Annotated in this window: 11 protein-coding genes; 10 read left to right on the top strand and 1 reads right to left on the bottom strand. The window is 46.8% G+C overall.

The features are described 5' to 3' along the window. Positions 1-4 precede the first annotated feature (4 nt). The 6 genes from L5M38_RS06960 to L5M38_RS06935 all read left to right on the top strand — a co-directional run bounded on the left by L5M38_RS06960 (position 5) and on the right by L5M38_RS06935 (position 5151). Positions 5-1729 carry a polyamine aminopropyltransferase gene (locus L5M38_RS06960; RefSeq protein WP_028761812.1) on the top strand — a complete coding sequence of 575 codons (1725 nt, stop codon included), beginning with the start codon at positions 5-7 and terminating at the stop codon, positions 1727-1729. A 78-nt stretch (positions 1730-1807) separates the two neighbouring features. After that, positions 1808-2221: a YjfI family protein gene (locus L5M38_RS06955; RefSeq protein WP_105251554.1), complete on the top strand. Its 414-nt coding sequence runs from the start codon at positions 1808-1810 to the stop codon at positions 2219-2221. A gap of 11 nt (positions 2222-2232) precedes the next feature. Then, positions 2233-2922, top strand: coding sequence for a PspA/IM30 family protein (locus L5M38_RS06950; protein WP_028761835.1), 690 nt, complete (start codon positions 2233-2235; stop codon positions 2920-2922). Positions 2923-3086: 164 nt separating this feature from the next. Continuing rightward, entirely contained in the window at positions 3087-3740 is a 654-nt protein-coding gene (locus tag L5M38_RS06945; protein WP_028761836.1) for a hypothetical protein, read from the top strand. Between the two features lie 101 nt (positions 3741-3841). Further along, entirely contained in the window at positions 3842-4171 is a 330-nt protein-coding gene (locus tag L5M38_RS06940) for a hypothetical protein (protein ID WP_028761837.1), read from the top strand. A gap of 155 nt (positions 4172-4326) precedes the next feature. Further along, positions 4327-5151, top strand: coding sequence for an ion transporter (locus L5M38_RS06935; RefSeq protein WP_105253058.1), 825 nt, complete (start codon positions 4327-4329; stop codon positions 5149-5151). Between the two features lie 83 nt (positions 5152-5234). Here L5M38_RS06935 and L5M38_RS06930 read toward each other — a convergent pair whose 3' ends face one another. Beyond that, positions 5235-6731 carry an inorganic triphosphatase gene (locus tag L5M38_RS06930; RefSeq protein WP_263168364.1) on the bottom strand — a complete coding sequence of 499 codons (1497 nt, stop codon included), beginning with the start codon at positions 6729-6731 and terminating at the stop codon, positions 5235-5237. Between the two features lie 231 nt (positions 6732-6962). Here L5M38_RS06930 and L5M38_RS06925 point away from each other — a divergent pair, with 231 nt between their 5' ends. The 4 genes from L5M38_RS06925 to putA all read left to right on the top strand — a co-directional run bounded on the left by L5M38_RS06925 (position 6963) and on the right by putA (position 13187). Further along, positions 6963-7643: a TIGR00153 family protein gene (locus L5M38_RS06925; protein ID WP_105251552.1), complete on the top strand. Its 681-nt coding sequence runs from the start codon at positions 6963-6965 to the stop codon at positions 7641-7643. Positions 7644-7669: 26 nt separating this feature from the next. Then, positions 7670-8959 carry an inorganic phosphate transporter gene (locus tag L5M38_RS06920; protein ID WP_212600432.1) on the top strand — a complete coding sequence of 430 codons (1290 nt, stop codon included), beginning with the start codon at positions 7670-7672 and terminating at the stop codon, positions 8957-8959. Between the two features lie 224 nt (positions 8960-9183). Continuing rightward, a complete protein-coding gene (locus L5M38_RS06915; RefSeq protein ID WP_212600477.1) occupies positions 9184-9735 on the top strand; it encodes a TIGR04211 family SH3 domain-containing protein in 552 nt (183 codons plus the stop codon). A gap of 257 nt (positions 9736-9992) precedes the next feature. Continuing rightward, entirely contained in the window at positions 9993-13187 is a 3195-nt protein-coding gene (putA, locus tag L5M38_RS06910; RefSeq protein WP_263178641.1) for a bifunctional proline dehydrogenase/L-glutamate gamma-semialdehyde dehydrogenase PutA, read from the top strand. The last annotated feature ends 111 nt before the right edge of the window (positions 13188-13298 follow it).

The following is a 13298-nucleotide window of genomic DNA, read 5'->3' as shown; positions in this document are numbered from 1 at the left end:
TCGAATGCAAGAAATTAGCTTAACTCCCTCGGCGGCTAAACCTAGCCGCCTAGGTTGGTTCGACGATGTTCTCTTATTGGGCATTATGGCCGTATTAGCAGGTTGCGGCCTGATCTACGAATATCTTTTATCCCACTATGCAGGCCGCATTTTAGGCGCATTAGAAGCCGCCATTTACACCATGATAGGCTTAATGATTGTCTCCATGGGGCTAGGTGCCTTCGCCGCCCGTAAGATCCGTGATGCCTTTACCGGTTTTGTGATTTTAGAACTCACAGTTGCACTCTGTGGCTCACTCGCCATTTTAATCACAGCAGCGGTGATTGGTTTTGGTCAACAACTGCCATTAATCATTGCTAACACCTTAGGTTTACCGCCAGATCAACTGCCCGAAGGTGGCATGATAGGCTCGCTGCAAAAACTCAGCGAATACTTACCCTATGTGTGGGGTGTGTTATTGGGCCTGATGATTGGTATGGAAATCCCGCTGATTGCTAGGGTTCGCCAATCCCTTTCCGACGAGCATTTACTGCATAACGCGGGCACCATTTACGGAGCTGATTACATAGGCGCAGGCATAGGTGCCGCCATTTGGGTTGGCTTTATGCTCGCCATCGATATCCAACTCGCCGCCGCCTTAACCGCCAGTTTCAATCTATTGGCAGGTTTTGTGTTTATCTGGCGATTCTGGCCTAAAATCCGCCGCCCTAAACTGCTTTTGAGTGGGCATTTTATCGTGACTGGCGTCTTACTCGTATTAGCAATCCACGGCCCACGCTGGGAGCAAGAATTCAATAATTTGCTCTATAAAGACAAAGTGGTTTACGCCAAGGCGACACGTTTCCAACAGCTGACCTTCACCGAGCGGTTGCGCGGTAACGGTCTACCGCCCGTTTATGCTTTATACATCAATGGTCGCTTACAATTTTCTAGCATAGACGAGCACATCTACCATACGTTTCTCGTTCATCCTACGCTCGCGGCCAGTGCCCGTCACAACAAGGTGCTGATCATTGGCGGCGGTGATGGACTCGGTCTAAAACAAGTACTGCGCTGGGAACCTCAACAAGTCACGCTGCTCGATCTCGATGTGGGCCTAGTGCAATTATTTAAATCGCCCGATACAGATATGCCCGATAGTCTCAGTCGCGCTATGTTGGCGCTCAATGGCAATGCACTGAACGATCCCCGTGTCACAGTGATCAACGACGATGCATTTAATGGTGTCGATAAACTGATTGCCACAGGCGTGAAATACGATGCGATTATCGTAGACTTGCCCGATCCGAGCCATCCCGATCTTAATAAGCTCTATTCGGACTATTTCTACCGTAAATTAAAGGAACTTATGAGCAGTGATGGCGCTCTGACTGTACAGTCAACATCGCCTTACCATGCCCCTAAGGCCTTTATTTCGGTAGCAAAAACCTTGGCATTGGCGGGATTTGACGTCAAGCAGTACCATCATAATGTGCCCAGTTTTGGCGAATGGGGCTGGAGTATTGCAACCTTAGGCGGACTCGATGCACAACACAGATTAGCGAAGTTAACTGAGTTGCCCATCAAAGATGACTGGCTCACTTTAGGTTTAGTGGATGGCGCCTTTGAGTTTCCAGCCAATTTTTATCAAGATGCCGCCAACATAAAACCCAATGAATTGGGTTCATTGCAGCTGTATCACTACCATTTGCAAGATTGGTCCGAGAATCAAGGACTGGATCTTTTTTAATAGGATGAGATAGTACTTGACATATTATGTCTCGGTGCTATCTTTGAACACAGACATAATATGTCAATAAGGACAAATATGAATATCCATACCATTGCCAATCACCTCAACAGTCTTGGCAACAACAGCCAAACTGGCTTTCAATTTGATTGTTATCCAATCGATGGTGAAGTCGAAGTGTTGCAAGTGAATGTGGTCGGCCGTGAAGAAATCCCGGTATTTGTATCGGTAACGGACAACCAAGTACTTTGCATCAGCTACCTGTGGGGCGAGAACGAAGTAAATCAAGAACGTCGCAGTGAAATGTTTGAAACCATGCTAGAGCTCAACATTCCAATGCCCTTGTCAGCTTTTGCAAAAATTGATGACAAATACGTGGTTTACGGTGCGCTATCACTACAATCTAGCATGCTCGAAATCGAGCAAGAATTAGCAGTTTTATCTGATAACTGTTTAGAAGTTATTGATGAATTGGTCGACTATCTGAAATAAGGAGCCACAAAATGGGCATTCTGAATAAAATTTTAACAGCGTTTCGCGGTGGTGCCACCGAAGTTGGCCAAAGCATCGTTGACGCAAACTCAACCCGTATTTTCGAACAGGAAATCCGTGATGCAGAAAAGCATTTAACCAATGCTAAACGTGAACTGACCGATGTCATGGCAAAAGAAATGCAAGCCAGCCGTGAAATCGACCGTCTGAAACGTTCGATTGCAGAACACGAAGGTTATGCGACTCAAGCATTGGACAAAGGTAATGAAGCCTTGGCGATTGAAATTGCTGAAAAGATTGCTCAGTTAGACCAAGAGTTGTCTGAGCAACAAAGCGCCAACGACAGCTTTAGCGCCCATGCTGCACGCTTGAAAGACTTAGTGAAGAAAACCGAACGCCAACTGTCTGATTATCAACGTCAGTTGAGCATGGTTAAAACCACTGAAAGCGTACAAAAAGCGACGGCAACCATTACTGACTCGTTCGCGTCTAGCAACTCTAAGCTGCTGAACGCTAAAGATTCACTAGAACGTATCAAAGCACGTCAGCAACAATTTGACGACCGTTTAAAAGCGGCTGAAACCTTAGCCGATGAAAACAGTGATAAGTCGTTGCAAGCCAAACTAGCCGAAGCGGGTATTGGTGAGCAAAAGTCAAACGCAAATGCAGTGCTAGATCGAATCAAAGCACGTAAAAGCTAAGCAATGATTGACCGAATGCCGAGTCTCAGTGGGATCATCACCCCCTACTGACCTCGGCATTTTTTTGTTTCATCCTCATCAAATAAAAATGACCACTATTGCCCGTGAATATCCGCAGCCAATCAATATGAGGCCGCACGCGAGCATAGTCAGCAGGAGTCACTATGGGATTTTTCAATAGTATTTTTGGTAAGAAAGCCCCGCCACAGCGCGAGCTCAATCACCCGTCCCAGCTCAATGTCGGCGACATGATCTCAATTGATGATAGTTTTGCCCTGCCACCACAACTCCGTGGTCAACAATTAAGAGTCGAAGCCGTACATACTTACGAGTCTGAACGTAAACAACACTCCGAGTGGTTACTCAAGGGACATGGTAGCGATACTCTCTTTTTGAGCATTGAAGAAGACGACGAAACCTATCTCGCCTTTTCGATTAAGGTTTCCCGCGCCCAAGTGGAGCAATTATTCGATCTCGAGCAATTCAGCGCCCTGTTCGAGGAACCGGGTCATGCCGAGTTAACTACGCAAGTATTACCGGCCGACTTAGCTGAACAACTTGAACAATGGCTTGGAAAACAATACCACCAAGTGACTTTTGCCGCTTTTGGCTATTTTCATCGTCAGGATTATCGTGGCCAAAAGCCGCCACAGGATGCCAATGGCGCCACAGGTGAGCCCTTTGAGTACTATTTATTACTTGATGACAATGAAAGCTGCGCCGTCGAAGTGGAAGTCTACGAAGGGGGTGATACCGATGTTGTCTTGACCCTATATCGCCCGCTAACGGATATTCGGGAATACTGGCCGGCGAAATAACACGAAAATAAGATAAAGTGCGTGCTCGCACTTTATCAATAATCCCAATACAATCTCACAGATAAGCGCTAGAAACGATTGATAGCAATAGGTAATACGCCATGAGTAAAACCAAACACCCTCTGCCCGAGCAATGGTTAAAGAACCAACAAGCCGCTAAGGCGACACAGGTTGCCTTCGATCTCGATGAAAAATTTCAATACTCTATTCGTAAAGCCGCGTTAGATGCAGGCGTTAGCCCTTCTGATCAAATTCGCACTATTTTAGGTCTTAGCGTATCGAAACGGCCAACGCGTCCGCGTCTTACCGTGTCACTCAATGCAGATGACTATGTGCAACTGGCAGAGAAATATGGTTTAAGTGCCGATTCACAGCTAGAAATTAAACGCCGTGTACTCGACGATTTAGTCCACTTTGTTGATGAAACCTAAAGCAACGCTGATCTCAAGCGCCAACCCTTCTTACCATTGGCTGGCGCGATTAATCGATTTATAGCCCTTTTATTAACTCAGTCAATTTACTCACAGCCTAAAGTCTTTTACTTTAGTAGTGATATTCGCCGCACTTAACAGGGATCATGTTTGGCATGACAGATAAAACCCCATGGTCGCTTCGCACCCTTGGCACTCCTTCTCCATTCGAAATGGCGATGATGCTATTGTCCTTGCTGTCGGTGATCATAGTACTTGTCATGACCTTCGGCCGCCTAGATAGCGAAACCTACCGCTTGCTCTTCTTTGTCGATACCAGTATTTGCATGATTTTTATGATCAACTTCTTTGTTGGGTTGATCCGTGCTCGCGATAAACGCTTTTTCATTAAACACCATTGGATTGATTTTATTGCCAGTATTCCGGCGATTGAAGCCCTACGTATGGCACGGCTTTTTCAAATCCTACGGGTAATACGCCTGATCCGCATGAGTCGCTCACTGCTGCTCCCACTGGTAAAACAACGTAAACAAGCCACCTTAGCCAGTTTACTGGTTGCTATGGTGACGATTCTAACATTAGCTTCCGTCATTATGCTCATCGTCGAAAGCGGCACCGAAGGCGCCAATATCCAGACCGCTGAGCAAGCGATTTGGTGGGCATTAGTCACTATCTCTACCGTCGGCTACGGCGATTATTATCCTGTAAGCACAGCAGGCCACATCATAGGTGGCGTGGTCATTGTCAGCGGTGTGAGTTTTTTTGGGGTGATTTCAGGTTATATGGCATCGGTATTTGTCGCGCCAGATGAATCTGAACGCCAAGAACGCCAAGATGCGCATAAAGCCGAAATCAAATCAGAACTTGAGCTAGCCTTAGCAAGAATGGAAGAAAACCAACAAAAAATAGAACAAAATCAAGCGCAAATGCTGGCTCAAATTGCGGAACTTAAGCAGGCTATCGAAACAAAAAATAGCTGACTTTGTTGCGAAAACGGACTAATGAAAAGGCTCAATCTATTTTAGATTGAGCCTTTTCCGTTTATCAGCGATAAAAAGTAATACTACCAGTAGACCTGCTGTTGCATCGCGTTACGGCGTGTCGATTCCATAGCAAACAACAAACTCTGCTGCTTGTCTTCCAGCCACTCAGCTAAATTGATATCTAACTCCCGACTCGCATCCTGTAAGGCGCGATAACAAGCCAAAGTTTTAATCCCAAGCGCGAGATCTTGCCAAGGTGCACGAAATGCGTCCCGTGATTTCGCCTCATATAAACTGCCGTAGGCATGACCCACAAGAATGCTCGCATCCAACACTGTGGCCACTTGTAGATAATTCGCCGCTGTCATGACGCTATTGAGTGGCATGACCTCAATTATCGCCATCCAAGAAGCTTGCTGAGCACGATCGGCATGCTGGCGTAAGCTAGGCTGATGGGTGATGTCCACTTCACCAGCACTGATCTTTAGCAACAGTTCAACAATAGCCAGCTGTAGTTGACCATATTCGATCTGTTGCCATAGGGAGAGTAAGCGTCCCGTCCGATTAATCTCTGTCAGTTGCGCCAGAAGTCGCGCCTTAACTTGGGCATGTTGGCCAAGTTTAGCAAATAAGCCTCTTTGGCTACCAAGCAAAGCGGTCAACGCCTGTGCCTGCTCAATAAAATCGAGCTGCTTTTCAATCAGCATAAATTGGCTAGACAGTGTCACATTCAATAATTCGAACTGATTTAAGGTCATGCGCAACAAACGAATACAGGCGCGCATCCGCCACCATAGTGCCACACAGGCTTCAGGGTCGCTTTCCTCTGCGATCATGCTCTCTAATAATTGCCAGCGCTCAAGGGCGGTTTCAAGCAGGATTTGGCAGTTTGCACTTAAATCCAGTAAAGAAGAATCGTGTGACTCGGCCAGTGGCAGAAATTCCAATGCTTTTAAATCGAGCGGCTTAGCCTTGCCCGCCAATCGATAGCCCCGCAGCGCTTTACTGGCCTTACCTAAACGCACGGGCACAACACTCGCCACCTGCATCGCCAGCTTAAGTAGCGCCTCAGTATCGCCACTGAGGAGTTCAAACTCGAGCTCACACAGGGCTTCTTGCTGACCATTTGCGGTGATTTCACCTATGTCTAACGCCACTTCGACTACGCTGTTATCAATCTGAACATGCCAAGCGCGACGATAAAAATCGGTGTGAAATATACAAGTCAACTGAGCTTGCGTCGCCGCTAAATCAGCATCAGCGGGCCAAATGCTGGTAGGAAATAGACTTAAGTCTGGGCTATCGGATTGGATAGTCACATTATATTCGGGCCGCGAATGAATGCCGCCCACGACTTGTCCTGCGGTTTTTATGGTCTGCTCTCGGTGCGCATCGTAACCGCGCACCCGCAATCCCATGTCCCACTGACGTAATTGCAAGTCAGGGGTGTCGAAGTAACCATTCGCCAAACGACGTTGACCTTGAGGTACGGCATTATCGAGACTATCTAACTTATTTATCAGGGATTCTTGATATATCGGCAGGAAAAACAGTTTTAATTCAATCTCAGCATTCATTGCGTAACCGCTCATTTTGTCATCAAATATTCATCGATGCGTCATCTTTAGTTCATAATGTCACAAATGTGTCATAAAAATCCCGTAGGATTTGGTTTTGCAGTTGGTATATAACCCGTTAGAATAAACCTGTCGTTTTTTCTGAAAAAACACAGTTTCAATACGCGGACGCATAGGTTAACATGCGCCCGCTTTTTCCAATAATGGAACAATCTAAATAGGTAAACGGCAATGCCAGTAAACTCTATTTTGGGCGTGTTTGCAAAATCGCCAATTAAGCCTCTTCAAGAGCACATGGACAAAGTACACGATTGCGCATCGTTACTCGTCCCCTTTTTCGAAGCCACTATCACAGGCAACTGGGACAGTGCAGTTCAATTACGTAAGCAAATTAGTTTAGCCGAGAAGCAAGCAGATTCACTAAAACGTGAAATCCGCCTTACTCTGCCAAGCGGTTTATTTATGCCAGTAGAACGTACAGATTTATTGGAACTTTTAACTCAACAAGACAAGATAGCCAACAAAGCCAAAGATATTTCCGGTCGTGTTATCGGCCGTCAGCTGTTAATCCCTCAGGTCATGCAAGTCCCATTTATTGCTTATCTACAACGCTGTATCGATGCGGTAGCACTAGCAAAACAAGTCATTAATGAACTCGAAGATCTGTTAGAAACAGGTTTCCGTGGCCGTGAAGTCGACTTAGTGGCAAAAATGATCAACGAACTCGATATCATCGAAGAAGATACTGACGATCTACAAATTCAGTTACGCCGTCAGTTATTCGCTATGGAATCTGAATTGAATCCTGTCGATGTGATGTTCCTCTACAAAACGATTGAATGGGTCGGTGGTCTTGCAGATCTTGCCGAACGCGTCGGTTCGCGTCTTGAGCTTATGCTGGCTCGCGTTTAACAAATTAAGGTTATCAAGGTATCAATATGGTTGATGCAGGTATTGAGGTGGCTAACGTCTTAGTCACCAATGGCCCGTGGCTTATTGCCATTGCGGCTGCATTTGGTTTTCTCATGGCATGGGGTATTGGGGCGAATGACGTCGCCAATGCGATGGGAACCTCTGTAGGTTCAAACGCAATTACAATTAAACAAGCGATTATTATCGCAATGATCTTTGAGTTTTCCGGTGCATTTTTAGCTGGGGGCGAAGTTACCAATACCATTCGTAGCGGTATTATTGATTCTAGCTATTTCACTGCGACTCCTGAATTGCTGGTTTACGGCATGATAGGATCATTGTTGGCAGCAGGTATTTGGCTTGTCGTCGCATCGGCCCTTGGCTGGCCGGTATCAACGACTCACTCCATCGTCGGTGCCATTATTGGTTTCGCCGCCGTGGGTGTTGGTGCAGATTCAGTCTCATGGGATAAAGTGGGCGGGATTGTAGGCTCTTGGGTCGTAACCCCCGCTATTTCGGGCTTTATGGCATTCATCCTCTTCCAAAGCACTCAAAAACTCATTTTCAACACTGACGATCCATTGAGTAATGCTAAGCGTTTCGTACCTTTCTATATGGCATTTGCTGGTTTCATCATGTCATTAATGACGATTATGAAAGGCTTATCCCATGTTGGTCTGCATTTCTCAGTTACCGAGTCTTACCTACTCGCAGGTGCTATTGCAGCTGTAGTTGGTATCTTAGGTAAAATCGCCATTTCACGCTTACAAATGAGTGATAAAGCAGATCGTCAAACCCAGTTCAAAAACGTTGAAAAAGTGTTTGCGATCCTGATGGTTCTGACAGCTTGTTGTATGGCTTTTGCCCATGGTTCAAACGATGTAGCAAATGCGATTGGCCCATTAGCGGCGGTTGTTTCTGTCGTCAATAGCGGTGGTGAGATTGCAGCGAAATCACCTCTAGTCTGGTGGATTTTACCTTTGGGTGCCGTAGGTATTGTGATGGGTCTGGCGATTTTTGGTCAGCGCGTTATGCAAACTATCGGAAAAAACATCACTCACTTAACGCCAAGTCGTGGTTTTGCGGCAGAATTAGCCGCGGCAACAACTGTAGTTATTGCTTCTAGCACTGGTTTACCTATTTCTACCACACAAACCTTAGTGGGTGCGGTATTAGGTGTAGGTATGGCCCGTGGTATCGCAGCGATTAACATTGGTGTGGTACGTAATATCGTCGTATCTTGGGTTGTGACCCTACCAGCAGGTGCTGGCCTATCAATCATCTTCTTCTATATGATTAAAGGTATTTTTAATTAAGAAGTCTCGCTAAATGTGTTGCTGACATTAAGCAGTATTAGCGCCTAGGACTAGAAGGTCGTAGGAAAGATTGAATTAAATTGGAATGGTCATAGCATGGATGCCGTAAAGTTGAGGGAAGTCTATGACTTCCCTCTTGCATTACAGGCCTCAAATCCCTAGCATGTGCAGACTATTTCGTTGATGAGAATACAAAAGTGTTTAGACTCCTGACTCTGGTAGGAATGATCTTGCTGTCTTCCAACCTGCTGGCCGAAGGCCAATCCCGCTACATCTCGGATAACGTGTTTCTGTATCTTTTAGGTGGCCCTGGTACTGAGTTTCGAATTGTTGGATCAATTGAAGCGGGTCAACCTGTGACACTGCTCAACGAAACTCAAGGTGATTACTCCAAAATAATCGACCATAAAGGCCGTGAAGGTTGGGTACAAACCAACTTGATCAGTTCGACTCAAAGTTTCCGTGAGCAAGTCCCTGCGTTAACAACTGAACTCGCACAGGCCAAAGCTAAGTTAGCAGAAGTATCAAGTTCAACGGATAATCATGCCGGCGAACTGCTCGAATTAAAGGCTAAACTAAGCGAGTTAGAAACCACCCTAGCTAAAACGACTCAAGAACGTGATCAACTGAAAAATGCGGTAGATCGCACCGCTCAAGACGAACGTTTTGAACTTTGGCGCCAAGGTGGCTTAATCGCTGGCATGGGCTTAATCCTAGGCATTATTTTAGTGTATTTACCTAGACCACAACGTCGCAATAAAAAACGTTGGATGTGAGTCTGACACACAACAAGTCTTAATTTACCTTCCAAAAGCCAGTGTTTTCAAACACTGGCTTTTTTGTCAATCAAGCGTTACATCGACTTATTAACAAGCTAATCAAACAAGCTTCACAATCTTTCACGCTATAGTGTTGTCCGTCACATTTTGGTTGTATAATCTGCGCGCGCAAACCTTCATATTGTATACAAAATATCAAATGCGTTTGGCGCCTCCCAATTTGTTTCAACAATAGCGCCCCAATAACGGCCAAGATGGAAGCGATAACTATGTTCAAAGCGAGTGAAGTGCTGGCAGGCCGCTACGATTCTGCCAATCTCGACGAACTGTTCAAAGCAGTCAGCGACAACTACATTGTCGATGAAGAACAATACTTGTCAGAGCTGATCAAACTAGTTCCCTCAAGTGATGAAGCCATAGAGCGCGTCACTCGTCGTGCCCACGAACTGGTCAATAAGGTTCGTCAATTCGATAAAAAAGGTTTGATGGTCGGCATAGATGCCTTCCTGCAACAGTACAGCTTAGAAACACAGGAAGGCATTATCCTGATGTGTTTAGCCGAAGCTTTACTACGAATTCCCGATGCGGCCACTGCCGATGCGCTGATTGAAGATAAGCTTTCAGGCGCTAAGTGGGATGAGCACATGAGCAAGAGTGACTCAGTGCTAGTTAACGCATCGACCTGGGGCTTAATGCTCACAGGTAAAATCGTTAAACTCGATAAAAAACTCGATGGCACCCCAAGCAACTTGCTGAGCCGCTTAGTGAATCGCCTCGGTGAACCTGTGATCCGTCAAGCCATGATGGCAGCGATGAAGATCATGGGTAAGCAGTTCGTACTGGGCCGCAACATGAAAGAAGCCCTAAAAAACAGCGAAGACAAACGTAAGTTAGGTTATACCCATTCATACGACATGCTGGGCGAAGCGGCGTTAACTCGCAAAGATGCCGAGAAATACTATACCGATTACGCCAATGCGATAACTGAGCTCGGTGCTCAAAGCTATAACGAAAATGAATCACCGCGCCCAACAATCTCCATCAAGCTATCGGCATTGCACCCACGTTACGAAGTGGCCAATGAAGACCGCGTCTTGACTGAACTGTACGACACAGTGATTCGCCTGATTAAGCTGGCACGTGGCTTAAATATCGGTATCTCTATCGATGCTGAAGAAGTCGATCGCCTCGAGTTATCACTAAAACTGTTCCAAAAACTGTTTAATTCTGAAGCAACTAAAGGCTGGGGATTACTCGGCATAGTAGTACAAGCCTACTCTAAGCGTGCCCTGCCCGTACTGGTTTGGTTAACGCGTCTAGCGAAAGATCAAGGGGATGAAATCCCAGTTCGCTTAGTTAAAGGCGCCTATTGGGATAGCGAACTTAAGTGGGCGCAACAAGCTGGCGAAGCCGCTTATCCACTCTACACTCGCAAAGCCGGTACTGACGTTTCTTACCTCGCCTGCGCCCGTTACTTGTTATCGGATGCGACTCGCGGTGCTATCTACCCACAATTTGCTAGCCACAATGCGCAAACCGTTGCGGCAATTTCCGATATGGCGGGCGATCGTAACCATGAGTTCCAACGCTTACACGGCATGGGACAAGAGCTGTACGACACGATTCTGGCTGAAGCCGGTGCTAAAGCGGTACGTATTTATGCGCCTATCGGTGCGCATAAAGATCTACTGCCCTACTTAGTTCGTCGCCTGCTGGAAAATGGCGCGAATACTTCGTTCGTCCACAAACTGGTCGATCCTAAAACCCCCATCGAGTCATTAGTGGTACATCCGCTAACAACACTGACGGGTTACAAAACCCTGGCTAACAACAGAATCGTTTTACCTGCCGATATTTTCGGTAGCGAGCGCAAAAATTCCAAGGGACTCAATATGAACATCATTTCCGAATCTGAGCCATTTTTCGCGGCACTAGAACAGTTTAAAAATACCCAATGGCAAGCGGGCCCTCTGGTTAACGGTAAAACCTTAACTGGCGAACATAAAACGGTTGTTAGCCCATACGACACTACCCAAACCGTAGGTCAAGTCGCCTTCGCCGACAAAGCTGCAATCGAAGCAGCCGTCGCGTCTGCTGAAGCAGCATTTGCCTCTTGGGCACGCACACCAGTGGAAACCCGTACATCTGCACTGCAAAAATTGGCCGATTTATTAGAAGAAAACCGCGAAGAATTGATCGCTCTTTGTACCCGTGAAGCGGGCAAGAGCATTCAAGACGGTATCGACGAAGTCCGTGAAGCCGTTGATTTCTGTCGTTACTACGCAGTACAAGCCAAGAAGATGATGGCAAAACCTGAACTACTTCCAGGCCCAACGGGTGAACTGAACGAACTGTTCCTCCAAGGCCGCGGCGTATTCGTGTGTATCAGCCCATGGAACTTCCCATTGGCCATCTTCCTCGGTCAAGTCTCTGCGGCATTAGCGGCGGGTAATACCGTCATCGCAAAACCCGCGGAGCAAACCTCAATTATTGGTTACCGTGCGGTTCAACTCGCTCATCAAGCAGGTATTCCTGTCGAAGTGCTGCAATTCCTACCGGGTACTGGTGCGACTGTGGGTAGCGCAATTACGGCCGATGAACGTATCGGTGGCGTGTGCTTTACCGGTTCAACTGGCACAGCAAAACTGATTAACCGCACACTCGCCAACCGCGAAGGCGCGATTATTCCATTAATCGCCGAAACTGGCGGCCAAAATGCCATGGTAGTGGACTCTACCTCTCAACCCGAGCAAGTGGTTAACGATGTGGTTTCATCGTCATTCACCAGCGCGGGCCAACGCTGCTCCGCACTGCGCGTGCTCTTCCTCCAAGAAGACATCGCCGATCGCGTGATCGAAGTCCTGCAAGGCGCCATGGATGAGTTAGTGATTGGCAACCCAAGTTCAATCAAAACCGACGTAGGCCCCGTGATTGACGCCACCGCCAAAGCCAACTTAGATGCGCATATCGATCATATCAAGCAAGTCGGTAAGCTTATCAAGCAAATGCCGCTGCCTGCTGGCACTGAGAACGGTCACTTCGTGTCGCCAACTGCAGTGGAAATCGACTCAATCAAAGTGCTCGAAAAAGAACACTTTGGCCCAATCCTGCACGTGATCCGCTACAAGGCAGCCGAACTGAGCCAAGTGATCAACGAGATCAACAGCACAGGCTTTGGCTTAACCTTAGGTATCCACAGCCGTAACGAAGGCCATGCCCTTGAAGTTGCCGACAAAGTGAACGTAGGTAACGTCTACATTAACCGTAACCAAATCGGCGCTGTGGTCGGTGTACAGCCTTTCGGTGGTCAAGGCCTGTCAGGCACAGGTCCTAAAGCCGGTGGCCCACACTACTTAACCCGTTTTGTGACTGAAAAGACTCGCACCAACAACATCACTGCCATCGGTGGTAACGCCACGTTACTGTCACTGGGTGATAGCGAAGAATAAGTACACTGAACTTGCTTTAGAATATCGCGATGCATCTTTAGCCATCGCGATAACAATAAAAAAGCCAGACTGAGTCTGGCTTTTTTATTAGAGTCTAAAACGGTACTTATC

The organism is Shewanella sp. SM101, assembly GCF_025654465.1.
Lineage (GTDB): Bacteria > Pseudomonadota > Gammaproteobacteria > Enterobacterales > Shewanellaceae > Shewanella > Shewanella oncorhynchi.
The sequence above is the reverse complement of the archived record's forward strand: the minus strand, read 5'-3'. Positions and strand labels throughout refer to the sequence as shown.